The 24222-nt window shown below is 71.8% G+C and carries 20 protein-coding genes and 3 pseudogenes; 6 read left to right on the forward strand and 17 right to left on the reverse strand.

The features are described 5' to 3' along the window. The 8 genes and pseudogenes from E4N62_RS03830 to E4N62_RS03855 all read right to left on the reverse strand — a co-directional run bounded on the left by E4N62_RS03830 (position 1) and on the right by E4N62_RS03855 (position 10047). Positions 1-759, reverse strand: a complete 759-nt coding sequence (locus tag E4N62_RS03830) for a class I SAM-dependent methyltransferase (RefSeq protein WP_230211915.1) — start codon at positions 757-759, stop codon at positions 1-3. Continuing rightward, on the reverse strand, positions 759-1073 hold the full coding sequence (locus tag E4N62_RS49240) for a hypothetical protein (protein ID WP_374116921.1): 315 nt from the start codon (positions 1071-1073) through the stop codon (positions 759-761). The genes E4N62_RS03830 and E4N62_RS49240 overlap by 1 nt, the downstream gene beginning before the upstream one ends. Positions 1074-1135: 62 nt before the next feature. Next, positions 1136-1765 (reverse strand): hypothetical protein, encoded by a 630-nt coding sequence (locus E4N62_RS49245; protein WP_374116936.1) that lies wholly within the window; start codon positions 1763-1765, stop codon positions 1136-1138. A 146-nt stretch (positions 1766-1911) separates the two neighbouring features. Further along, positions 1912-2349: pseudogene (locus tag E4N62_RS49250) on the reverse strand (condensation protein); the annotation flags it as partial. Positions 2350-2552: 203 nt separating this feature from the next. Next, on the reverse strand, positions 2553-6788 hold the full coding sequence (locus E4N62_RS03840; RefSeq protein ID WP_230212437.1) for an alpha-(1->3)-arabinofuranosyltransferase family protein: 4236 nt from the start codon (positions 6786-6788) through the stop codon (positions 2553-2555). Then, positions 6785-7606 carry a class I SAM-dependent methyltransferase gene (locus E4N62_RS03845; RefSeq protein WP_374116922.1) on the reverse strand — a complete coding sequence of 274 codons (822 nt, stop codon included), beginning with the start codon at positions 7604-7606 and terminating at the stop codon, positions 6785-6787. Before E4N62_RS03845 ends, E4N62_RS03840 begins: the two co-directional genes overlap by 4 nt. A gap of 35 nt (positions 7607-7641) precedes the next feature. Further along, a complete protein-coding gene (locus E4N62_RS03850; protein WP_230211916.1) occupies positions 7642-8793 on the reverse strand; it encodes a glycosyltransferase family 4 protein in 1152 nt (383 codons plus the stop codon). Between the two features lie 276 nt (positions 8794-9069). Beyond that, entirely contained in the window at positions 9070-10047 is a 978-nt protein-coding gene (locus E4N62_RS03855; protein ID WP_230211917.1) for a DUF3068 domain-containing protein, read from the reverse strand. Positions 10048-10242: 195 nt separating this feature from the next. Here E4N62_RS03855 and E4N62_RS03860 point away from each other — a divergent pair, with 195 nt between their 5' ends. The 4 genes and pseudogenes from E4N62_RS03860 to E4N62_RS03875 all read left to right on the forward strand — a co-directional run bounded on the left by E4N62_RS03860 (position 10243) and on the right by E4N62_RS03875 (position 13610). Then, on the forward strand, positions 10243-10395 hold the full coding sequence (locus E4N62_RS03860) for a hypothetical protein (protein WP_184894552.1): 153 nt from the start codon (positions 10243-10245) through the stop codon (positions 10393-10395). A gap of 3 nt (positions 10396-10398) precedes the next feature. Next, the gene (locus tag E4N62_RS03865) at positions 10399-11640 is read left to right on the forward strand and encodes a helix-turn-helix domain-containing protein (RefSeq protein ID WP_230211918.1); all 1242 of its coding nucleotides are present in this window, start codon (positions 10399-10401) and stop codon (positions 11638-11640) included. A gap of 304 nt (positions 11641-11944) precedes the next feature. Further along, entirely contained in the window at positions 11945-12718 is a 774-nt protein-coding gene (locus E4N62_RS03870) for an IclR family transcriptional regulator (protein WP_230211919.1), read from the forward strand. Further along, positions 12715-13610 (forward strand): annotated as a pseudogene (locus E4N62_RS03875) (SMP-30/gluconolactonase/LRE family protein). Before E4N62_RS03870 ends, E4N62_RS03875 begins: the two are co-directional and overlap by 4 nt. Positions 13611-13645: 35 nt before the next feature. Here the strand turns inward: E4N62_RS03875 and E4N62_RS03880 are convergent. From E4N62_RS03880 to E4N62_RS03890, 3 genes are read right to left on the reverse strand one after another with little or no spacing between them, the layout of a single operon-like run. Next, positions 13646-15085, reverse strand: coding sequence for an MAB_1171c family putative transporter (locus E4N62_RS03880; RefSeq protein WP_230211920.1), 1440 nt, complete (start codon positions 15083-15085; stop codon positions 13646-13648). Between the two features lie 11 nt (positions 15086-15096). Continuing rightward, positions 15097-15858: a toxin-antitoxin system, toxin component gene (locus E4N62_RS03885; protein WP_230211921.1), complete on the reverse strand. Its 762-nt coding sequence runs from the start codon at positions 15856-15858 to the stop codon at positions 15097-15099. After that, positions 15855-16484: a transcriptional regulator gene (locus tag E4N62_RS03890; RefSeq protein ID WP_230211922.1), complete on the reverse strand. Its 630-nt coding sequence runs from the start codon at positions 16482-16484 to the stop codon at positions 15855-15857. Before E4N62_RS03890 ends, E4N62_RS03885 begins: the two co-directional genes overlap by 4 nt. 339 nt (positions 16485-16823) lie before the next feature. Between E4N62_RS03890 and E4N62_RS03895 the strand changes: the two genes are divergently transcribed. Continuing rightward, entirely contained in the window at positions 16824-18338 is a 1515-nt protein-coding gene (locus E4N62_RS03895) for an alpha-N-arabinofuranosidase (RefSeq protein WP_230211923.1), read from the forward strand. Positions 18339-18698: 360 nt separating this feature from the next. Here the strand turns inward: E4N62_RS03895 and dacB are convergent, their stop codons facing one another. After that, complete coding sequence (gene dacB / locus E4N62_RS03900; protein WP_230211924.1) at positions 18699-20078, reverse strand: D-alanyl-D-alanine carboxypeptidase/D-alanyl-D-alanine-endopeptidase; 1380 nt, start codon at positions 20076-20078, stop codon at positions 18699-18701. Between the two features lie 319 nt (positions 20079-20397). Between dacB and E4N62_RS03905 the strand changes: the two are divergent. Then, positions 20398-20854: pseudogene (locus tag E4N62_RS03905) on the forward strand (Rrf2 family transcriptional regulator); the annotation flags it as partial. Here E4N62_RS03905 and E4N62_RS03910 read toward each other — a convergent pair. From E4N62_RS03910 to E4N62_RS03930, 5 genes are all read right to left on the reverse strand, one after another. Then, positions 20854-21690, reverse strand: a complete 837-nt coding sequence (locus E4N62_RS03910) for a phosphotransferase (RefSeq protein WP_230211925.1) — start codon at positions 21688-21690, stop codon at positions 20854-20856. The pseudogene E4N62_RS03905 and the gene E4N62_RS03910 overlap by 1 nt on opposite strands. Positions 21691-21764: 74 nt before the next feature. Then, positions 21765-22166, reverse strand: coding sequence for a DUF6416 domain-containing protein (locus tag E4N62_RS03915; protein ID WP_230211926.1), 402 nt, complete (start codon positions 22164-22166; stop codon positions 21765-21767). Positions 22167-22231: 65 nt separating this feature from the next. After that, a complete protein-coding gene (locus E4N62_RS03920; protein WP_230211927.1) occupies positions 22232-22510 on the reverse strand; it encodes a GNAT family N-acetyltransferase in 279 nt (92 codons plus the stop codon). 13 nt (positions 22511-22523) lie between these two features. Further along, positions 22524-23030, reverse strand: a complete 507-nt coding sequence (locus tag E4N62_RS03925) for an ATP-binding protein (protein ID WP_230211928.1) — start codon at positions 23028-23030, stop codon at positions 22524-22526. Between the two features lie 330 nt (positions 23031-23360). After that, positions 23361-24101, reverse strand: a complete 741-nt coding sequence (locus E4N62_RS03930) for an SDR family NAD(P)-dependent oxidoreductase (protein WP_230211929.1) — start codon at positions 24099-24101, stop codon at positions 23361-23363. Positions 24102-24222: the final 121 nt, after the last annotated feature.

A 24222-nucleotide genomic window follows, 5' to 3' on the forward strand; every position in this document is an offset into this window, starting at 1 on the left:
CTACGTCCTCCGCGCGTGCAGCAGCAGGATCGACGCCGCCGAGGGGGCCGCGCAGGCCAGCCGGTCCAGTGGACGCAGCGGACGCGGTACGCCGTGGAAGGGCGCTCCGCGCAGCCGGACGACCTCGAAGCCGGACGCGGCCACGAATTCCCGTAGCGCGCGGGCGGTGTAGAGCCGCAGATGGCCCACGACCTCCGTCCCCGGGCGGCCGTGGATGCCGCGCAGGCTCACCTCGGAGAACACCGGCTGCACGCCCGCGAGGAGCAGGGCGCGGTTGTACCAGGCGGCCAGGTTGGGGGTCGACAGCATCAGATGGCCGCCTGGTCGCAGGACGCGGCGGATCTCGTCGAGGGCCGCGTCCGGGTCGACGAGGTGCTCGATGACCTCGCTGAACAGGACGGCGTCGGCGGACTCCGACCGCAACGGCAGCCCGCCGTGGGCCAGTTCGCCGCGGATCGCGTACGGGACGCGGGTGCGGGCGCGGCGCAGGGCGTCCTGGGACCAGTCGACGCCGATGATGCGGTGACCCGGGAGGAGGGGCGCGGCGGTGGCCGCGGCCGTGCCGTCGCCGCAGCCGATGTCGAGGATCGTGCGGGGGCCGGTACGGGTCGCCGGGCCCAGGGCGGCCGCCAGCATGCGGGCCTGGGCGAGGCTGCGGGGGGTGCCGGAGGCGACCGGGACGGACGGGTCCTCGTAGAAGTCGCGAAGTCCCTTGATCCGGGGCTGCGTTGTCGTGGAGGTGGGTGAGGTGGTCGGCATCACTCGATGTCCTCTTCCGTCGCGTGCAGGTAGTGCTCGAAGAGGTCGCGGAGGTGGGCGCCGTCGCCGTGGCTGAGCAGGGCCCGGGACCAGCGCAGGGCCAGGTGCAGGCGGCCCGCCGTCGAGGCGGTCGTGACGGTGAGGCCGCGGGGCATACGGGCGGGGGCGGAGAACCAGACGGCGTGGGCGCGGCCCGCCTCCTCGCCGAAGTCCAGCGCGTACGGGACGCGGCCGATGTTGCTGAGCAGGGTGGTCGACGTCCAGGGCGCGGCGGCCCGGCGCAGGCCCCTGGTGACGGCGGCGCGCCAGGACACGGGGACCACCGGGGCCGTCAGCAGGGAGGCCCCGTGGCCCAGTTGGGGGCGGGGGAGCGATTTCAGGGCGCGGGTGCGGTCCGCCGTGCGGCGCAGGAGGGTGGTGAGGGGGTGTGGTTCTGGCTCAACTCCTCTGGCGAGAAGGGACTTCGACCAGGCGGGTGCCGTTGCCTATCGGCATGTCCGTGTCCCTGGGGCGGTCGTCCACCGGCATGGTGATGCGGAGGGGCGGGGTGGGCGCCGTGTTCCCGGTTCCAGTGGGCGAGCATCAGGGCCGTGGTGACCATGAGCTGGTCGTTCACGGTGTAGGGGCGGACTTCGGGCGGCGGGGACGGGCAGCTCGGTGACGAGCAGGCCGTTGCCGGGGAGGGTTCGGGGTGCCAGGGGCGACGCGTGCGGGCGGGCCCAGTTGGAGGGAGGCGTCGTCTCGGCCGGGGGTGGTTCGTCCTGGGCGGGGTGGGGCGGACGGGTGGGGCGGTGGGGGCGTTGTCCTGTCCGCCGTAGAGCTGCGCGGCGGTGGCGAGGATACGGAGGCAGGCGGGGCCGTCCAGGGCGGTGTGGTTGATGGTGAGGAAGAGGACGGTGCCGGGGGTTTTGGCGGGGGTGGTGCCGCCGGTGGTTTCACGGCGTCCGGTGCTGGGGTCGGCCGGGGTTGGGTCCGCCGCTCGGCGGTACGAGGTGCCGCTGCCCACCCTCCCCACCTCGGCTGCGCTCGAGCGGGGGACCCCCATCGCCCCAGCGGCACGATTGCCCGCAGCTGAGGGAGATGGGGAGGGGAGGTGGCGGCACGACTGCCCGCAGCTGGGGAAGACGGGGTTCGGCTCATCGCCGGTAGGCCCACCGCGTCCGAGGCCTCGCTGCCTATTGCCGGGCCCGCGCCCTCCACCACCTCCAGGCGGATCGGTGGGGACAGCGTCAGCGGGGGCGCTTCGATCAGTGCCCTCGTCCGCGCGTCCCGCAGCGCGTGCGGCCCGGCCGGCAGGAAGGTCACCACCTCCACCTCCGGCTCCTCCGTCAGCTCCCACTCGTAGCGGCGGCGGTACCAGCGCCCCGGGGCCTCGCGCATGAGGATCCGGGGGTGCCGCTGGAGCGCCGCCGTGAAGGCGGTGCGCAGACGGTCGGGGTCGAGCCGGCCGGGCAGATGTACCTCGATGTGGACGGTCTCGGGCTCCTCCTCCTGCAAGCAGTGGCGGGACACCTCGTCCACCACCGGGAAGGGGATCCGCACGGGCCCCGGTGCGGCCTCGTCCCGCGCGGGCCGGTCCAGCGCCGTCATCCCGGTTCCCCCCTTCCCGTACCGCCCTCGTCCTCCGGCTCACTCGCCCTGGGCTTCGGCTTGGTGAGGGGGATGCGGCGGGTCGGGGTGTCGGGGTCTCCTTGCGGGCGCCGGGCCCGCGCGCCGAGATCGTCGGGCTCGCGACCGATCCGTCGCCTCCGCCTCCGCTTCCCGCGCCGCCCCTTCGCCGCCCGGCCCGCCGTTCAGCGTCCTGCCCACGCGACGCCGCTGCGGCAACGGCTCCGTCGCCGCATCCGCCCCGGCGGCCGCTCGAACTCCCGCGTGGCGCCGCGCCGTTCCGGCGCGGTCGCGACATCCGCGCCCACACTCACCAGCGCCGCGAACAGGCCGATGAGGGCGAGGAGTTGGGCGACCGGACCGAACGCGCCCGTGTCGGCCGCGACCGGCTCGCCCGCCCCGAACGCGGCGACGGTCCCCGCACCCGCCAGCGCCAGGAAGGCGATCGGCACGAGCAGGGTGTGCCGTTTCCAGGCGAGGAGGGCCAGCAGCGGGACGAGGAGGGCGAAGAAGCCGGCGATGACGATGCCGACGAGGGTGAGCGCGACCGTGCCGAGCCAGAGGCCGGGGCCCGGCGGCGTCGGCTGCGGCGCGTCGGGGTTGGGCTCCCGCCGGCGCCAGAGGGCCAGCCCGATGAGGGCCGCGAGGCCGACGCCCGCCCCGATCAGCCCCGCCTCGTACGTCACGGACGGCTCGTACGACAGCTTGACCGTGCCGCCCGCGCCGCCGGGGACGCGCCAGCCCTGCTGCCAGCCGTCGAGCCTGACCGGGGTCAGCTCGTGGCCGTTCAGCGTGGCCTTCCAGCCGTCGTTGAAGTTCTCGTACGTCGTCAGGTAGGAGGCCGCGCCGTCGCCGACGGTGACCGCGCGGCGGTCGCCGAGCCAGTCGCGTATGCCCAACTCCCGTCCGGAGGCGGCTGGTTCGGTGACCGTGCCCCGGGTGAGCGTGGCGGTCGTGACGGCCAGCGCGCCCGTGTCCTCGGACTCGAAGGTGTGCCGGTCGGCGGCGTCCAGCTCCAACCCGCCGCCCGCGCGCCCGTTCTGGCAGAGCGTCAGGTCGACCGGCCGGCGCTCCACCAGGTCCCGTACGGTCCCCCGCGCGCTCGTCTCGTACAGGGTCCCGTCGACCTCGACCGTGGGACCCTCGCCGCACGGCAGCTCGAAGTCCCGGGTCGGGGCGGGCTGCGGTGTGCGGTACTGGTCGAGGGCCGGGACGTACGCCTCCGTGAGCCCGACCGGGAGTTGCAGGTCGTCGTCGGCGACGGGGTTGTGGACGGTCATCGGGGCCGTCTCGGTGACGGTGATGTCGAGCCGGTCGGTGTTGATCGGGTCGAAGCGCACCCAGCCGTTCTCGTCGACCCCGGCGACGACCGCGCCGTCCGGGGAGCTGATCTCGACCTGGGTGGGCCGGGCCGACAGCCCGCCCGCCGGGGCCAGGACGAGCGAGCCGACCGGCCACTTGTCCTTCCAGCTCAGATGGATCGTCGGCTCGTCGCCCGCGATCCACGCCGTGGTCAGGTCGCCGTCGGTGAGGTTGCGGGGTGACAGTCCGGCCCCGAGCGAGGCGGTGGAGTCGGCGGTCGCCGTCATCCGGGTCTGCTGGTCGGGTGCGACCTCGTACAGCAGCTTGTCCAGCTCGTCACCCGGCACGGGCACGGCCGTCGCCTTCAGCTCGTACGTCCCCGCAGTGCCGGTGGCGAAGGTGCGGTGCAGGCCGGGCTCGGTGCCCGTGGGGGAGAGGCCGGTCGGGTCGGCGGCCCGCTGGAGCGAGACCATCTCGGCGGAGGCGGCCGTGCCCGCGGGGTCCTGGGCGTCGGTCGGCAGCCGCAGCATGCGGGTGACCTTGACGCCCGGGATGTCGACCTCGGCGAAGCCCGCGCCGACCAGACCGGTGTGCCGCTCCGCCGAGTCGAGAATCGTGATCTTCAGCCAACGTGTCTCGCCGGGGCGGGCGTTGACGGTCTGGGTGGAGCCGTCCGGCTGGAGGTTCGTGGAGCGCGAGCCCCGCTCGGTCTCCACCTTGATCCGGGTCGGCGCCGACCGCACCCCGTCCTGCGGCAGCGGTGTCACCTCGAACGTCTCCGGGATGTCCTGGCCGCCGTCGAAGTCGATCCGCAGCCACTGCCCGTTCGCCGAACCGGCCGCGCCCTCCGCCCAGGCGGTGTCCCGGTCGCCGTCGAAGGCGTTCACCGGGTCGTACTGCGGCAGGTGGAAGAGCCAGTTGCCGCTGGTCGAGGCGGTCACGGCCTTGGCGCCGCGCAGCTCGGCCACCGTCTGATGGTCGAGCCCGGACACCGGCAGGATCTGCTTCGGCGGCTCACCGGGGTCCTGCACGCTGCCGCTCGGGTTCCGCTCGTTCGCCGTGTACGTGTACGACGTGTTGGCGTTGACCAGGCCGAACCGGGTGTCCGCCCGGCGCAGCCCGTCCCCGACCACCTGGACGGCCGGGGTGCCGAGACCGGGATGGTTGTCGCCGGTCAGCACGGTGGCCCGGTCGCGCAGCTCCGGGTCGGCGGCCAGCGGCAACAGCGACTCGGGGCCACCGGAGACGACAGCCGTGTCCGCGATCGCCTTCAGCCCGGCCTGCCCGGGACGCGGCACATCCGCCGCCGGGCGGTAGATCTCCACGGCCCGCTGCCGCGCGTACAGTCCCTCGACCTGGAGCGGGGTGCCCTCGGCGATCCGCCCGCCGGTCATGACCGGCCCGAGCCCGGTGACCCGCTCGTACCCCGACTGCTCCAGGGTCCGCTTCACGGTCGTGGTCGGTACGGCACCGATCTGGTCGGGGTCCAGGTCGTTGCGGACGACGACGTAGTACAGCCCGGCCCGGCTCAAGTAGTCGGCGAGGCCCGGCACTTCGGCGCCCGTCAGCAGGGCCTGCTCGACCGCGTCCATCGCGCGCCGGTTGCCGGGGGTGCCGAACGGCACGTAGTCGCGCTGCGCCCAGCGGGACTCCGCGAGGACGTCCAGGGGCTGGTCGACGGTGGTGCCCCAGGTGTGGATGCCGTGCGCGGTGGCCGGCACGACCAGCGCCCGCGAGTCCGGCGAGTACTTCTCCAGCCAATCGGCCGTCGCCTGCCAGTACTTGGGCAGTTCCTGGAACGAACCGGGTTGCAGCACAGTCCCGTTGAGGTACGGCCACAGCAGCCCGGGCACGACGAGCACGGTGGCGATCAGCGGTGCGGACCGGCGCCCCCGCACCGGGCGGGCCCCGCGTGCCTGCGCGGCCACCCCCACCAGGTGCGCGAGCCCCAGCACCAGCGCCAGCGCCAGCCCGGTCTGGAACTTGTAGATGTTCCGGAACGGCGCGAGGCCCCCGTTCAGCCAGTCCTGGACCACCCCGTGGAACGGCGCCCCGAAGGCACCGCCGTACCCGGCGAGCGTGACCAGCGCGACCACCAGCACCGTCAGCACCAGCCACCGCCGCTCCGGCATGTCCCGCCGCGCGAGCCCGGCCAGACCCAGCCCGGCCGCCAGCGCCGACGACAGGATCACGAGCACGGAGGCGGCGACGGACCAGCCGGCCGGCAGCCAGGGCTCACCGAAGTTCAGATACGCCACCCAGTTCCCGGCGCCCCGCAGCGCCTCGGTGGCGGACATCGTGGCCGTCGTGGTCTGCGAACTCTCCACGTACGGAAGGAAGTTCTCCCCGTAGAAGCCGAGCAGCAGCAGCGGCACCACCCACCACGCGGTCGCCAGGATCACCCCCGGCACCCACCAGGCGATGAGTCCACGCTGTCTGGGCCCCGGTGTCCGGGTGAGCAGATACAGCCCGACGGGCAGCAGCGAGGCCAGGGTCGCCGAGGCGTTGACGCCGCCCATGAAGGGGATGACCAGCGCCGACCGCAGGGCCGCCACCCGTGCGCTGTACCGCTCGTCCGTCAGCGGCAGCAGCACCCACGGCAGGAACGCCCCGGGCAGCGCGGCGGCCGAGGTCGACCCCACGACCGTGGTGAACACCGGCCACAGCGCATAGGCGGAGGCGGCGAGCAGCCGGGACGTGGAACTCCCCACCCCCAGCCGCTCGGCCAGCCGCAGCGCACCCCAGAAGGCCACCGACACGATCAGCGACAGCCACAGCCGCTCCGCCAGCCACACCGGCAGGCCGACCAGGTCGGTGAGCCCGTAGTACGGCAGCATCGGCCACAGATAGCCGACGTACTGGTCCTGGATGCCGCCGAACCCGCCCCGGTCGTGCCACAACTGGCCCAGGTCGGAGACGAACTGCCAGGGATCGGTGGTGACCCCGAGCTTGGTGTCGAAGGTCTGCCGCCCCGGCTGCGCCGCGACCAGCAGCACGAACACCACGGCCCAGAACCCCAGCAGCCAGCGCCGCGACCGAGGTCCCCCGGGAGGGGGTCCCTCGGTCGTGCCCGGCGGCCGTACCGGCGCGGGAGGTGGAGCCTGGACCGTGCTCGTCATGGTGGACACCGCCGGAGGATGAGGAGGAGGTTCCAGGTGGCGAACTCACGCAGGCCCGGCGCCTTCACGACGGTCTCCGCGAGGAACGGCCAGTAGCGGGAGCGCGCCGACACGACCGTCACGTCGTCCCGGCCGCGCACCTGCCGCAGAGTGCGTCCGATGTGCACGGCGAAGAGGTTCTCGCCGAGGGTGTGCTTGGCGTCCTTACCCGTACGGCGCCGATAGCGGGCCCGCGCCCGCTCCGCCCCCAGGTAGTGCCAGGGCGCCCACTCGTGACCGCCCCACGGGGACAGCCAGTTCGTGAACGACACGTAGATCAGCCCGCCGGGCCGGGTGACCCGGACGAGCTCGCTGATGAAGGTCGGCGGATCGGCGACGTGCTCCAGCACGTTGGAGGTGAAGGTGACGTCCGCGACCCCGTCGGCCAGCGGCAGCAGATACCCGTCGGCGACGACGGCCCCGTCGGGCGGCTTCGTCCCCAACTCCCGCAGATCCGGCTCGAAGAGATACGCCTGCGCGCCGCGCCGCCGGAACTCCTCGGTGAAGTACCCGCTCCCACCGCCGACATCGACCACGGTGAGCCCGTCGACGGCCCTCCCGCCGTACGCCTCCACCTGATCGACGGCATCCCGGGCGAGCAGGGAGTAGCAGTACTCGGGATCGTCCTGCTCCCGCAGGAAGGCCCGGAAGAGGGTGAGGGAGCGGCGAGAAGAGGGATCTCTGTAGCCCGCGCCGGCTGCCGCACCCTGATCGGGGTGCGGGGCTGTGACCTGTGCGGCTCCGCCGCGTGGGCGCGACCCGCCACGACGTATCCGCACCCGCCAACGCGTCCTCGTGGCACTCCCTTTGGCGCTCACCGAGCGAATCCCCGCACGGCTTCGGAAGCCACCGCACGAAACTGCCGCACCGTGCGATCCCACCGAAAATGCGCGGCGCGCTCCCGCGCCGCCTTCCCCATCAGCACTCGCCGATCGGTCGACAGCGCCAACGCGCACCAGGCCGCCGCGAACGACGACTCCCCCCGGGCGAGCACCCCGGTCTCCCCGTCCACCACGGAGTCCCGCAGCCCGGGCACGTCGAAGGCGACCGAGGGGGTCTCCCGCACGGCGGCCTCCGTGACGACCAGCCCCCACCCCTCCACCGACGACGGATGCAGCAGCAGCCAGGCCGCGCACAGCAGCCGGTGCTTCTCCTCCTCGGTGACGTGTCCGGCGAACTCGACACCGGCCCCGGCCATCGCCTCCAGCCGCGCCCGCTCGGGCCCGTCGCCGACGATCACGAGCCGTCCGCCCGTGACCGGCCGCACCCGTTCCCACAGCCGCAGCAGCAGGTCGATCCGCTTGTACTCGACCAGCCTGCCCACCGCCACGAACAGCGGTTCGGGCGAGCGGTCGGCACGCGGCCCCGGTTCCTCGACGCCGTTGTGCACGACCCGTATCCGCTCCCGATCCACCCCGATCGAGCGGAGCGCGGTGGCGGTGGACGAGGAGACGGCGACCAGGAGGTTCCGGCGTTGCGCGGCCGTCAGCGACCAGTGTTCGAGTCTTCGGCCGAGCCGGGCGGCGGGCGCCAGCGGGCCGCCGAACCGCTGCTTCCACAGATCCGTGTGCACATGGTTGACCAGGCACATCGTGGGGCCTTGGTGCCAGAGCGGCGCGAGGTAGGGCATGCCGTTGCAGACCTCGACGAGGAGGTCGCAGTCGCCGACCTGACGGGCGAAGGTCGACTTGGCGCGCAGATGGTGGCTCAGGTCACCGCCGGCGGAGACGACCCGGTAGTCGCGGTAGGCCGCGGGGCCGCCGCACAACAGGGTGACCTGGTGGCCGAGTCGGGTCAGTCCGTCGGCGAGCCGGTCGACGAGGAGCTCGGAGCCCCCCGCCGCCGGATTACCGAGGTCGCGGCGGGCGAGAAAGACGATCCGGCGCGGCTGTGGGGAGCCTGCCGAACGGTGCTGGTCCAGGCGCGGAAACACCTCGACCAGCGAGAACGGCACGTGCTGGGGCATGGGTGCTCCAACTCGTCTCGGGGTGCGGAACTCAGCGGGGAGAAGGACGTTCGCTGTGGGGATGTTCCGGTGGGGCGGGGGTCCGGATGGGTCGGGAGGGTCGGGCGGGTCTCTTGTCCGGTGGAGATGTCGGACGTCGCTTGTACGACGCGGGCGGGGCTTGTACGCGGGATGTGGGTGGGCTGTGCTCGGGTGGGTGGACAGTTTTCGCCCAGCGGTACGAAGCTGCTACTCACCGGCGTGACAATTTCCGGGGTTTATTGAACTGACGCCCTGTCACATCGTGATCGGAGCCTGGGACGACTCGGGCGTATCAGGGCGCTGCCTGCCGCGTACGACCAAGACGGCACCCGTCGCAGCGAGGACGAAACCGAGCACAGCGGTACCGATCGGCACCGTCCGCCCCACCAGTCGCAGCAGTCCGCTGTCCTTCTCCGCCTGGTCCACCGCGAACTTCTGCGTCGCCGGGGTGAACGCGAGCTTCCGGCTGTCGAGCAGCACCGCCGCGTCCTCGTCGCCGCCGGGTGCCCGCAGGGTCCGGCGCGGTCCGGTCTGCGCGTAGAGCACACGGCCCGTGCTCTGGTCGACGACGAGTTCGAGACCGTGGTTGGCGTACCACTCCTCGGCGAGCACCTGCGGCCGGCTCGGCTCGTCGACGAGGGCGCCGGGGACGAGGCGGGTACCGGTCCGGGTGGCCGGAACCTTCGCGGTGAAGCGCAGCCCCTCGTAGCCCCGGATCTTCTTCCGGCCCTCGTAGTGGAGCGTCACCGTCGCGCCCAGCGTGTTGTCCCACCAGCGGTAGGAGCGCTCCTGCACGTCGAAGGGGAACTTCAGGTACGCCTCGCCCTCGATGTACGGCTTCTCGTCGCAGCAGTGCACCGGCCGGTTGGTCTTCCGGTCGCTGACCCAGCGGTGCGGGGTGAAGTCCAGCGCGTCGTGCGGGTCGGCCGCCGGCAGCGACTTGTCGGTGTCGACCGAGGTGATCACGTCCCACACCGCGGCCCCGCTGCGCTCACTTTCGGCCACATCGCCGCGTACCCGCTGGGTCACGGTGATCTTCTGGTCCGGCACGGTCTTCACCTGCTCCACATCGAAGACGCTGCCCGTGCCGGTGTAGACGGCGGTCGTGTCGATGTCGATCGGATTCACGGCGGCCCGTGGCTGCACGTACCACGCGAGCAGCGGCGCGAGCACCAGCAGGAAGGTGCCGAGGCCCAGCAGGACCAGGGAGATCGGTGAGGCTGTACGGCGCATCCGGGCACTCCAGGGGGCGTTGGGAGGTGCGGCTCGGGTAGACGTGCGGCAAAGACGACGCCAGGGGAAGGTGCGCGTGACGTATGGGCCGGGAACCGTAGGCGGAGTCTTGACGCAGTGTCAATGCATTGCTGACACTGAGTCGGCGGGGTGCCTGGGTGGGGACGACCTGTCGACCGAGAGGCTCACCCTGCCATGTCCAGACTGCTCGCCGCCGTGCTGACCATGGCGGCCGCCGCCGCTCTCGCCGTGGGGGCCGCGCTCGGTGTCGTCGCGCTGCTCGACGCGACACCGGACCAGCCGAACACCCCGCTCATCACCTACGAGAACGCCGGTCGGGAGCGCTGAGGGGTGACCGGAACCCCGGGAACCGTCACAGTCCGCTCCGCCTGGCACGACGTGCCGCGGCTCCAGGTGCGCGAGTTCGCCGCGATCGCCATGGCCGAGGCGCCCGCCCTCGCCGAGGAGATCCTGGGCGAGATCCGCCGCGAGTACCCGCACCTGCCCGTCGTCCTCGACGACTCCGGCGAACCGATGGCCCTCATCGGCATCCGCCGCGCGATCGAGGTCTTCGTACAGCACCTGGAGACCGCCGAGGGCCGCCCGCGTGTCCCTCCCGGTGTCTTCCAGGAGTTCGGGCGCGGCGAGGGCCTCAACGGCCGCAGCCTCGACTCGCTCCAGGCGATCTACCGCCTCGGCGTACGCCTCGCCTGGCGCCGCTTCGCGGAGATCGGCCAGCGGGTACAGATCCCGCCGCCCGCGATGTACGAGCTCGTCGACGCCGGGTACGAATATCTGGACGGTCTGGTGGACCAGTCGGTGCGCGGTTACGCGGAGGCGGCGGCCCGGCAGGCGGGCGAGCGTCTGCGACTGCAACGCCGGTTGATGGAGCTGCTGCTCGCCGAGCACCACCGGGGCGACCCGGCCGACGCGCTCGCCGAACGCGCGGCCCGGATCGGCTGGAGCCTCCCGGAGAAGGTCGCGGTCGGGGTCCTGTTGCGCCCGGCCCGCGAGGCCATGGCGCCCGCCGTCGGCCAGAGCGTCCTGCTCGACATGGAGTACGAGCAGCCCCGTATGGTCGTCCCCGAACCGGACGCGGCCGGCCGCCCCGAGCTGCTGCACCGCGCGCTGACCGGCTGGTCCGGCGCGATCGGCCCGCCGGTGCCGCTGGCCGACGCCTCGAAGTCGCTGCGCTGGGCGGAGGCGGCGGTGCGGTTGATGGAACGCCGGCTGCTGCCCGGCGGGGAGGTGCTGCACTGCACCGAGCACACCGAGGCCCTCGTCCTCCTCCAGCCCGAGGAGCTGATCGACGACCTCGCGCTGCGGTGCCTGGCGCCGCTGGCGCACTGCGGTCCCACGCACGGCCGCCGGCTCGCGGAGACGTTGCTGGCGTGGCTGGAGACCCGGGGCGGGGCGCCGGAGATTGCGACACGACTGGGTGTGCATCCGCAAACCGTGCGGTATCGCCTTCGGCAGATACGTGAGCTCTGGGGTGACGAGATCGATGATCCCGATCGCCGCTTCGAGCTGGAGCTGGTGCTTCGGGCGCAGCGGTTGCGGGGGGAGCTGGGGGATCCGCGCGGGCGGAGGTGACCGGGGGCGCCTGACAGCTCGGGGGCGCGGGCTCGGTGGGCGGGTGCGGCTCCGGGGGCGGTGCGGCTCCGGTGGGGCTTCTCACGCAGTTCCCCGCGCCCCTGAAAGCAGGGGCTGCGCCCGTGCTTTCACGCCCCACGCACCCGCACCCGACAACGCACCCCGGCCCTCCCCCGTCGCTCGATCGTCCGCGGTTATTGCCCGGTCAACGCACTATGACTAGCCTGTGTTCGTCATGCCGATCGACCGTTGAAATTTCGAACACCCGCAGACGTAACCGACTGACAGAGGAAGGGGGCCGGCCGTGGGACGCCTCGTACCTGCCGTGACCCGGGCGCTCGACATATTGGAGCTCTTCCTGGACGGGGACGGCACGCTGTCCGCCCCCGACATCGTGCGCAGACTCCAACTGCCCCGCACCACGGTGCACGAGCTGGTCACCACGCTCGCCGCCCGCGGCTACATCGTCCAGGTGCAGGGCCAGCCCGGCCGCTACCGCCTCGGCGTCCGCCCGTACCAGCTCGGCAGCCGCTACGCCGAGCAGCTGGACCTCGCCGCCGAGGGCCAGCAGGTGGCCCGGTCCGTCGCCGAGACCTGCGACGAGACGGTGCACGTGGCGATCCTGGAGTACACCGACGTCATCTACATCGCCAAGGTCGACTCCACGCACGCCGTCCGCATGGTCTCCGCCGCGGGCCGCCGCCTCCCGGCGCACTGCACCTCCGTCGGCAAGATGCTTCTCGCCTCCCTTCCCGAGGTCGAGCTGTCCGCCCGGATCCCGGACGACGCCGACCTGGTCGCCATGACCCCCAACAGCATCACCGACCCGGCCGCTCTGCGCGAGGCCCTGGCCCGGATCCGTGAGCGGGGTCTCGCCGTGGAGAACCGCGAGTCCAACCCGGACGTCTCCTGTGTCGCCGCGCCGGTGCGCGACCGCGCGGGCAAGGTCGTCGCCGCGCTCTCCATCTCCGTCCCCATGATCCGCTGGAGCGAGGAGCGCCGGATCGAGCTGGAGCAGCTCGCCGTCAAGGGGGCCGCGGAACTGTCCGAGCGCCTCGGCCACCGGAGCGTGGCATGAGCGCCCCCACGGGTCACTCGGGTCACACGAGTCGCTCGGGGTACGACGTCGCGGTCCGCGCGTACGCGGCCCTCGGCGAGGGCCCCACCTGGGACCCCGCCGCCCAGCGCCTGATCTGGATCGACATCCTCGGCTCCCGGGTCCACACCTACGACCCGGCCTCCGGCCGCCGCTCGGTCCTTGTCACCGAGCAGCACATCGGCGCGGTCAAGCCCCGCGCCGGCGGCGGCCTCGTGCTGAACCTGCGGGACGGCGTCGGCCTGACCGACCCCGACGGCACCTTCCGGTGGCTGCACCACGAGCCGGTCCCCGGCCGCCGCGCCAACGACGCCGCCGTCGCCCCCGACGGCTCCCTCTTCGCCGGCACCATGCGCTACGACGAGGCCCCCGGGGGCGGCACCCTGGCCCGCTTCACCGCCGAGGGCCTCACCACGACCGTCCTCGACGACGTCGCCGTGAGCAACGGCACGGGCTGGAGCCCGGACGGCCGGCTCATGTACTACATCGACTCGCCGACCCGCCGGATCGACGTCTTCGACTACGCGGAGACCGGGGACGGCGTCCGCCTGCCGGTCGACCGGCGCCCGTTCGTCACCATCGAGGACGGCGGCGGCTTCCCCGACGGCCTGACGGTCGACGCCGAGGGCTGTGTCTGGGTCGCCCTCTGGGAAGGGAGCGCGGTGCGCCGCTACACCCCGGCCGGCACCCTCGACCGCGTCATCACCCTGCCCACCCCCGCCCCACGGCCTGCGCCTTCGCCGGCCCCGACCTCACCGATCTCTACATCACCACGGCCCGTACGGGGACGGACACCCCGCACCCCCTCTCGGGCTCCCTGCTGGTGGTCCCGGGAGCGGGCAAGGGCCTCGCCCAGCCCCCGTTCGCCGGCTGAGCCCACGGGCCGGGTCCTCAATGCCAGTGGCTCACTCACTCCCGCGCGGGTGCGCCGCTCTTCGCCGGGGAGGCGGCGGCGAGTGCCCGTACCGCCTCGATCTCGGCCGGCTCACGCAGTGCCAGCGACACGGCCTCGATGTCCTTCAGCAGATCGGTGGGATCGGAGGAGACCGTGAACTCGGGGAAGGCCGTCCGCCCGGGCGCCCCTGCCGGATCACCCGCAGCCCAACCCGCAGTTGAGCCCGCACCGCAGCCCGCACCCGAGCCCCCGGCTGAACCCCCGGCCGAATCCGCACCCCAACCTGTGCCTGTGCCTGTGCCGAGGCCGGGGAAGACCAGCGGGCCCGTGGCGAGCGTGGCCGTCACGCCGCTCTCCGGCGACCTCCGCCGCGTCGCCACCGCGTCCTGGATCGCCACGGCGGCGGCGAGGGCCTTCGCCCGGCCGGCCTCGTGCCCGAGGTCCAGCGCGGCGTCGTACGCGCGGCGCCGCAGATCCTCGTCGAGGTGACGGGTGAGCCGGAGCAGGGCGTCCCGGATGAACGTCTCCCGGCGGGTGAGCCGCAACTCCGGTGTGGCGCGCAGCGCGAAGGGGACACGGGAGTCGTCGACGGTCCGGGTCAGCAGATACAGCGGCCGCAGCCGCCGATGGCTCGTGCGCACCCGCCAGCGGTCCTGCAGATACTGACCGCTGTGCGGCAGGATGAAGCCCACCGCTATGCAGATGGCCGCCAGTGCGGCGGCCGGCGGCGCCACGTCCGTGCTCAGCCAGTCCAGGTCGTGCCCCGTCCAACGGGCGACCACCGCCGTGAGCTTCGCGGCGTCGAACACCAGGTTGAGCGCGCAGCCCAGCGCCAGCGCCTGCAGACCGCCGCGCAGCCACACGTCGAGGCTCTCCGCGCGGACCCAGTTCCGGATCAGCCGGTAGGTGATCAGACAGGCCGCCGTGTGCGCGACGAGATAGAGCAGGATCTCCTCGCGCATGAAGGGCGTGGTGGCGTAGTACGTGTCCAGGTCGCGCAGCCGCTCGCGGGGGACGTCCGCCAGCGCGAACAGCACCCACAGGACGACGATCACCGCCGCGTAGACGGCGACCACCCACCGCATGAGCCGACGGGTCGCCGGGGAACGGTCGGCGGGGCCGTTGCGCCAGGCGACGATCATCAGCAGACAGCAAGCGCAGAACGCGGTGATCAGTGAGTACACCCAGGGCGCGGCGACGTTCGGCACGCCCACGACCCGGTTGGTCCACGCGATGACCGAGGGCACCGCGAACACGAACACGCAGCAGGCGAGCAGCAGCAGTCCGCCGACCGCGCGCAGCAGCGAGTCCCGCCAGAGCTTGACGATGCTGGGCAGTTTGATCACCAGGGCGGCGGTCAGGACGGCCGTGGGGATCCAGAACGAGATGTACAGCTCGCCGAAGAAGTCGGCGGGGCCGGTGGAGTGGAGGGCCCCGGTCGTCGTCGCGGGCATGGCCGTCCCCCTCATCTCCCGTGCCGGCGATAGCCGAGGGACGCCTGGATGGCCCGCCCGACGGGGTCGTCGGCCACGGCCGGCCCGGCGGCCCCGGCCGAGCCGCTCGGCCGGGTGTCCACCCAGGAACGGAGGGCGGTCGCCAGGCGGTGGCCGAAGTCCTCGGCCTCCTGCTCGTCCGACTCGTGCGAGCCGTTGCGGGCCGCGATGGGAGTGCCGCCCTGCCCGAGGGCGGCCGACAACTCGGGGGAGAGCGGCGGCAAGGCGGACGTGTGCTCGCCCGTCCCGCCCGTTCCACCCGGCCCGCCCGGCCTGCCCGTTCCACCCGGCCTGCCCGGCCTGCCCGGCTCCGCCGACGCGAGTGCCGTGGCGTCCGTCCCCGGCAGATGGTGATGGCAGTGCCCGGCGTGCATGTGCCACAACTCATGCCCCAGGATGACCAGTTGCTGCACGGTCTCGGCCCGCTCCTCGACGATCACCAGGTCGAAGTCGGGGAACTCCATCCACAGTCCGGTCACCCCGATCCCGTCCGGGAACCGCTCGAACCGCAGTTTCACCGGCCGCCCGTCGCGCCGCGCGCTCATCTCCGCACACAGCGCCGCGCCCAACTCCCGTACACCGACGGGTGCGTCGAGCCTGCCCCGCACCGCCTTGCTGAGTCCGGCCGTCAGTTTGCGCATCTCGGCGGTGGACCGCGACGGCACCAGTGCGCCCCGCACCCTGCCGAGGACTCCGCGCAGCCCACCGGCCCCGGTGCGCTCGCCACGGCTCATCGCCGGGCCTCCTCGTCGTCGATGCCGAGCAGCCCTTCGAGCATGACGGCGAGCGCCTCCTGCTGGCGACGGGTGAGCCGTTGTCCACGCAGCGCGAGCGTGACGACCCCGTGCCGGGTGGCGAAATCGACCAACGGCCCGTCGCCGGCCCTGTCCCCGTCCCCGTCCTCCTCAAGTCCCGCCAGGACACGGCCGAGTTCCCGGTTCAGCACGGTCGCCGCCGGGTCGGTGAAGAATCGGACGCCCTCCTCGATACCGAAGAACTCCGCGAGTTCGGTCAGATCGGGCACGTTCGGCATCTTTCTGCCGAGCAGCAGCTGTCGGGCCCACTCGGGACTGATCGAGAGCCGCTCCGCGACCTCTCTGCCGACCTCCCCGGCCCGCTTCCCGCTCCGCGCGACGTACGCCTCGTGCACCGCCCGCACCCGCCGGCGCACCCGGTCGTCGACCCGGTCCGCCTCCCGCGCGCCCCCGTCGAGCAGGACCCGCACCTCGTCCTCGGCGAGGGCCGTACGTTCCGCCAGGGCCGCCGCGTCGAGCAGCCGGCCCCGGTCGGCACCGGTCTCCGCGATGCGGACGTCGAGTCGGGTCAGGGTCTCGGCAAGGGCATCGGGCAGCGAAGGCACGCGCCGACCCTACGTGGCCCCGACCGTCGGCACCATGAACTTCCAACGATCGTTGAATTTCGACGAAACGATGGTTGGACTGTCCGCAGGGACGTCCCGTCAGGGGCGCGGGGAACTGCGCGAGCAACCACGAACCACCCGCACCCGCCCGACATGCCCACCCGGCGGACGGTGAGGCGCAGGGCTCAGCCGTCGGACAGTGCAGCCCCGGCGCCGCCACCCCGCCCGGCGCAGCCACCCGCCCCATTGACTTGCCCCTCCTTCGACCATAGCGTCCCGTTCGGCTCAACGATCACCATCCGTAATACCGAACGCCGAACACCGAAGGGGCCGCCCTCGATGACCCGCACCGCCCGCTTCACCCTCGACCCCGCTTTCAAGGTCGGCGAGGTCAGCCCCCGCCTCTTCGGGTCCTTCGTCGAACACCTCGGCCGCTGCGTCTACACCGGCATCTTCGAACCGGACCACCCCACCGCCGACGAGGCGGGCCTGCGCACCGACGTCCTGGACCTGGTCCGCGAACTCGGCGTCACCACGATCCGCTACCCCGGCGGCAACTTCGTCTCCGGCTACAAGTGGGAGGACTCCGTCGGCCCCGCCGAGGACCGCCCCACCCGCCTCGACCTCGCCTGGCGCTCCACGGAGACCAACCGCTTCGGCCTCTCCGAGTACATCGCCTTCCTGAAGAAGATCGGGCCCCAGGCGGAGCCGATGATGGCCCTCAACCTCGGCACCCGCGGTGTCGCCGAGGCCCTCGAACTTCAGGAGTACGCCAACCACCCCGCCGGCACCGCCCTCTCGGACCTCCGCGCCGCCCACGGCGACAAGGATCCCTTCGGCATCAAGCTCTGGTGCCTCGGCAACGAGATGGACGGCCCCTGGCAGACCGGCCACAAGACGGCGACGGAGTACGGCCGTGTCGCCGCCGAGACGGCCCGCGCCATGCGCCAGATCGACCCGCACGTCGAACTCGTGGCCTGCGGCTCCTCCAGCCAGTCCATGCCGACGTTCGCCGAGTGGGAGGCGACGGTCCTGACGGAGACGTACGACCTCGTCGACCACATCTCCCTGCACGCCTACTACCAGCCCGAGAACGGCGACATCGACTCCTTCCTGGCCTCCGCGGTCGACATGGAGTCCTTCATCGAGAACGTGGTCGCCACCGCCGACCACGTGGGTGCGAAGCTCAAGTCCACGAAGAAGATCAACCTCTCCTTCGACGAGTGGAACGTCTGGTACATCTCGGAGTGGCACGCGATCGAGAACTCCGGCGCACGGGACTGGGCGGTGGCCCCCCGCCTGCTGGAGGACAACTACAGCGTCACCGACGCGGTCGTCTTCGGCTCCCTCCTCATCGCCCTCCTCCGGCACGCCGACCGGGTCACCGTCGCCTGCCTCGCCCAACTCGTCAACGTCATCGCCCCGATCATGACCGAGCCGGGTGGACCGGCCTGGCGGCAGACGACGTTCTTCCCGTTCGCCCAGGCCTCGAAGCACGGGCGGGGCGAGGTGCTCGACGTACGGGTGGACTCGCCGACGTACGAGACGAAGAAGTACGGCGAGGCGGATCTGCTGCATGCGACGGCGGTGCGGGCCGAGGACGGGTCGGTGACCGTGTTCGCGGTCAACCGGGGCCGCACGGTGGCGCTGCCGCTGGAAGTCGCCCTGAACGGGCTGGACTTGACCCGGGTCGTCGAGCACAGCGTGCTGGCCGACGCGGATCCGGACGCGCGGAACACGCTGGCGGAGCCCGAGCGGGTCGCTCCGCGGGTGGTGGAGGGGGCGTCGCTGGAGGGCGGCGTGCTGAGCGTCGTCCTCGAACCGCTGTCGTGGAATGTGATCCGGCTCGGCTGAGGGGGCGGCCGGGCGTCCGGCGTGGTCGACAAATAAGAGGTCGCGCAGATAGGCGCGGTGGTGGTACCCGGCAGCAAGACAGTCACAGATCCATGGTCATTCGTTCTCGGCACCGACTTCGTACGCCGGTCGTGGCCGAGCCTCCCACAGACATGCGGTGAGCTGACAGGGGCAAACGTCCTCGAACAGCGCCTGGAATTGCGCGAATTACGGGCTGCATCAACAGCAACAGTTGGAAGCCGGCCTTCTGACGCGCTGACAGCAGGCGACGGAAGCAGCACGGCTGGACACAGCACGGTGCAAACAGCATTCACACAGAACGTGCGCCCCGGGCATCCGCACCCGGGGCGCACGTTCGCGTCAGGCCCAGCAGCCGTTCACGGTCGCGGCGAGGCCGTCCATCGCGTCCTTGATGGCGCTGCCGGAGGCCGTGGAGCCGTTCTCCACGAAGGAGAAGACCTTCCACCGGCCGTCCTTGCCCTGGGTCAGGCCGCTCAGTGCGATGGCACCGGTAAGGGTGCCGGTCTTCGCGTGCACCTTGCCGACGGCGCACTGCGAGTTCGCGTCGTCGAAGCGGCCCCACTCCGGGCCGAGGGTGCCGCCGGCCTCGCCCGCGACCGGGAGGCCGTCACGGATCGAGCTCAGCCGGTGCTCGTAGCGCTTCTCCGTCAGCAGGTCGAGGATCTCCGCCAGGGTCCGGGCCGGGATGCGGTTGGCACGGGAGAGGCCGCTCCCGTCGTACATCTCGAAGCTCTCCAGCGACACTCCGTACCGCCGGCTCAGCACATCTCGTACGACCGCTGTGCCGCCCTCGAACGTGGCGGGCTGCCCGGCGCGCAGGGCGGTCATCCGCAGCAGGGTCTCGGCGATGTTGTTGTCGCTGACCTTGATCATGTGGTGGACGATGTCCGACAGCTTGGCAGACTTGTGACGGGCCACCGGTACGTCGGTGATGTCCGCCGTCCGGCGTGTGACCTCGCCGTCCACAGTGATGCCGGCGGCGGTGAGTTGCTTGGCGAAGACCTGTCCGGCGTCGATCGAGGTGTCGTTGACGGCGTGTCCGTCGACGACGAGGGCGCGGACCGGGGCGATGTCGCCGGGGAAGTAGTCGGCCTTCCAGCCGTGAGCCAGGGTCGGTTCGGGGAAGAGGCTGTCGTCCACGGCGACCTTCACGCCGGTGAGGCCCGCGGCCTTCAGCCCGGCCACCGCGTCCTTGGCCATTGCGGCGAGGTCCGCGCTGGTCAGGGTCCGGTCGCCGCCGCCGACGAGGGTGAGGGTGCCGTCGCCGTAGACGACCCTCGTCTTGAACTGGTGGTCCGGGCCGAGCACCGTCAGGGCGGCGGTCGCGGTGGCAAGCTTGGTGTTGGACGCCGGCATCAGCGCGGTGGCGCCGTTGTGGTCCCAGACGGTGCCGTCCGACTCTGCGTCCAGCACCACACCGCTGACGTTGCCGCCCAGGCGCTCGTCGAGGACGCGGGTGTCGAGGTTCGCGGCGATCGCCTGGTCGGCGGAGTCGAGGCCTTCGTTCGTGTCCGGGGCCGTGTCGGGGGCCGTCGCGGTGGTGTTCCCGTCGGCGGCGAAGGCCGAGGGGCCGACGAGCGCCACCGACGCGACGGGCACGGCCATGGCCAGGACCAGGGCGCGGCGGGCGCCCGCGCCGAACTGTTTCGGCCTGCGGTGCCCGTGGCGACCGCCCGGCGTGAAGGCCGGCGGGATCACGACTTCGGTGTTGTCGTTCATGTGGGGGACTTTCCGTGATGTGCGCCGGCGGAAGGACAAACCGACGTAGTGGGGAAGGGTTTGGCCTGTGGCCGGGAATGATCAGTACCGTACAAGTGGTCACATGAACCCCACAGCCCACAAAGGACGACTCACAAGTAAGAGACAGAGATCACAAGTTCGAGCACTCCAGTCGACTCGAATCCCAGAGGGCGTTGCCGACTGTTTCCCTTCTGTGGCCGCTCAAGAGGACCTTGAACCGGCAGGCCTGATCTTGAAATCAAAGGTTCCCCCTCGGCTCTCAGAGCCGAGGGGGAACCTTTGATTTCAAGCTGAGCCCATGAGGATCTCGGCACGGGAGGACTGCGCCGTAGGCGCGGTACTGGACGTCGCGGTCCGGCAGGACGGCGGGCCGGTGACGGCGGAGGTCGTCGCGACCGTGCAGGAGATCCCGCACGAGTTCCTGGAGGGCGTCCTCGGGGACCTGCGGCCCGGCGGCCTGGTCACCAGCAGACGGGGCGGCAGCGGCGGGTACCGACTCGCCCGCGAGGCGTCCGCCATCACCGTCGCCGACGTGATCCGGGCCGTCGACGGCCGCATCGTGTCCGTACGGGGGGGAGCGTCCGACCGGTCTGACCTACACCGGGTCGGCGGAGCCGCTGCTGCCGCTGTGGATCGCGCTGCGGGCCAACGTCCGCCGCATCCTGGAGGGCGTCACCGTGGCCGACAACGCGGCCGGTACGCTCCCCGGCCCGGTGAAGGACCTGGCGGCCGAGCCGTCGGCGTGGGAGAACCCTCAACCGCAGCGATCGAGTGCGGCACGAAGCCGGCTGAGGCCCTCCATCCTCCAGCGGCCCCGGTCGGGCATCTGGTCGTCTCGGCGCCATCGCCAGGCCGAGAACATCGCCCAGTTCAGGGCGCGGCACTGGTGGATCAGGCTGTGGTCGGCCCCTGGGTAGTGCTGTGCCACGTCCTCGGGCGCGTGGGCGAGGTCGAACTCGACCGGCCCACGGCAACACGTGGCGAGGTCCACGAAAAGGGGGCCTCGCCTCGTGTTGAGGAGGTTGCCCGGATGAGGCTCGCCGTGGAGCAGCTGTTCGCCGGCCTTCCCGACGCTGATCGCGGTGCTCAGCCCACCGAGTGTGTCGATGAGGAGCTTGCGGCCGGAATCGGGCAGCTCGGGGGAACGCTCCCGGTCGTTCACCTCTCCGAGAGCCGCGGTGACTCGATCAGTGACATGCGGTGCGTCCAGCGCGATCCGGCGCAGGGCGGCATGATGCCGCAGGAACGCGTCCGCGTAGTCGGCCGAAGTGATCCCCGGTCCCACCGGTTCGTAGTAGGTCCAGAGCGAGAGGGCGAAGGCATCACGCACATGGACCCGTGGCTCGACCCTGGGGTCGAGCTCCGCCACCGGAGCTCCGGTGGCGGTGAGACGTCGAGCAACCTCCACTTCGAACTCGGAATCGGCCAGATGCCCCACGGGCGCGATCCGAACCAGCACATCGCAAGGAGCCAGGCGCAGCGCGACACGGTCCGAGTCATGGACGACGACCATGTCGTCGACCTGAAGGCCCAGACCCGAAGCGGTCGCCCGACCCACATCAACCGCACGGCGGAGCTCCGATGGCTCCATACGCCCTCCCTGCGTCTCAAGTTGGCGGGGACATGCTGCTCCCCGGCGCGGTCAAGGCCGGCAGCCCACTGGTGTCACAGCCCGAGCCGAGCGGCCAGGAACACCGCCGCCACCGAGGGCCTGACCGCGTAGGTCGCACCCGCACGCCCCTGAGGGGCTTCCCACCAGACGAACGGGTAGCGCCGTTCGCTGTTGTCATGCGCCTTGCTCATCCCGGACAGCACACCCGCGATCCGGCGCGCCGGATCGGCATCGTCAGCTCCATTCAGAGCCATGTGCACGAGTTCTGTGCAGTGGATCCTTCGGCCGGGGTTGCGCAGCAGATACTCGAACACATGCAGAGCCTGCGGCGCCAGTTCACCCAGAAAGACGGCGGCGCGTTCCAGGTCCGCAGGCCCCCACTCCGTTCCGTAGTGCCCCGCTTCCCCGGAATGCGTGACCCATCGCCCGTCGTCCTCGGCCAGATACACCGTCACATTCGCTCCCAAGGAAGGTATTTGCACCCTCATTTTGCCCCCGGCCCTGGAGCCGGAACCGAGTGTCATGGGTCCAGCCGTGTCCCCACGTGCAGGAGCAGCAGGTCGAACTCTGGGCCGTCGGGGGTGTTGCGGTACGGCCCCGCGTACTCGTAGCCGAGTCGGGTGTACAGGTCCTGACCGCGACTGTCGGTGGGCAGAGCGAGGAGGGACGACCAGGCCGGGGCTATGGCCTTGAGGAGTTCGGCGTGGAGTTGGGAGCCGATCCCCTGGGGCTGCCGGGGCGGACGTACGGCGAGTTCGCACAGGCCCATCAACCGCTCGGTCCGTGCACCCTCGGGCACTTGACCGACCCACTCATCCCAGCCGCATCGCCAGTGTCACCTCGGCCCCCGCCCCCGTCGAGTCCGTCGTGACCGTCAGGCGGTCGGTGACCAGGTGGGCGAGCCAGAGGCCGCGGCCGGGGCAGGTGCCGGTGAGGCCGGGGAGGAGTTCCGGGATGGCGGGGGTGAAGCCAGGGCCGTCGTCGGTGATGCGGCACTCCAACTCGTGCGGGAGCAGGCGCAGTTCGAGTCGGCCCTGACCGCCGGCGTGCTCGACCGCGTTGGCCGCGATCTCGCTGACCGCGAGGGTGAACTCGCCGAGCCGCACGCCGCCCAGGCCCGCCGCCGCGGCCGTGTCCTCGACCTGGGCCCGCACCTGGGGCAGGTTCTCTCCGGTGAAATGGCGTTTCAGCAGCAGCGTCGCGCGAGGAAGGGCGGGGGCGTCGCCGCCCGCTCCGCCCGTCGTGAGGGCTCCGCCGTTTCTCTCCCCGCCCGGCATCACGGCCGCCTCCTCTCGATGGGTGTCGATGGGTACGGGCACGGGGCGCCGGGAGTCAAAGGCGAACTGCCGCACATCGCCCACGCTAGCCGTGCTCGCCCGATGAGTACCCAGTGGATCGAGAGGACATCACGCCTGGTCATAACCGTGTGAATTCGATCGGATGGTGATCGAACTCGCCCGGCCTCGGTTGATCGGTTTCCGTCCATCGATCGGTCGAGGGAGCCAGCGACGCGGCGTCGGCCCCCTCCCCGAACGTTCGTCGGCCCCCTCCCGCACATTCCGGGAGGGGGCCGACGAGATGACGATGACGGCGATGACGGTGATGACTACGCGGCCGACGACGACTACGCAGCCGATCTGGTCGACGCCTCAGGTCGCGGCGTAGCCGCCGTCGGCGAGTAGCACCGCACCGGTGATGTAGCCGGCCCTGCCGGAGGCCAGGAACGCCACGGCCTCGGCGATCTCCTCGGGCTCGCCGGCGCGGGCGAGCGGCGTGTTCTGGCTGAACGCCTCGAACATCTCGCCCACCGTGTCGACGGCCATGTCGGTACGGATCGGACCGGGTGCCACGGAGTTGACGCGCACGCCCGCCGCACCGAACTCGACGGCCCACGACCGGGTCAGTGCGTCCATCGCGGCCTTGGAGGCGTTGTACACGGAGCCCACGGCGGTGCCGATCTGCCCGGCGATCGAGGACACGTTGACGATCGCGCCCTTCTTCCTCGCCACCATGGCCGGCACGAGCGCGGCCGTCAGGAAATAGGTCGCGCGGACGTTGACGTCGAATATCTGCTCGTACTCGTGGAGCGACTGCTCGGGGGTCGGCGAGAGCGGGAAGACGCCCGCGTTGTTCACGAGCACGTCCACCTCGCCGACCTCCGCGGCGAGCCTGCGGACCTCGTCGAGGTTCGCGACGTCCGCGACGACGAAGTGGCCCGTGCCGCCCGCCTGCTCGATCAGCTCGACGGTCTCCTTGCCGAGTTCAGCTCTGCGCCCGGTCGCGTAGACGGTGGCACCCGCCTCCGCGAGCTTGACCGCGATCGCGCGGCCGATGCCCGAGGTGGCGCCGGTGACGAGTGCCTTCTTGCCCTGAAGTTCCTTGGTCGACATGTCTGCCAACGTGGCCCCGCAGGATGGTCGGCGCATAAATTCCGTATATACGACCTGGTCAGGGCGTGAGGAAGGAAGCGGCCCGGTCCCGACGCGCTGCGCCTCGTCCGGTCCCTCACCT

Origin of the sequence: Streptomyces sp. MNU76 (assembly GCF_020982545.1) — a bacterium.
In the GTDB taxonomy this organism is placed as follows: Bacteria; Actinomycetota; Actinomycetes; order Streptomycetales; family Streptomycetaceae; genus Streptomyces.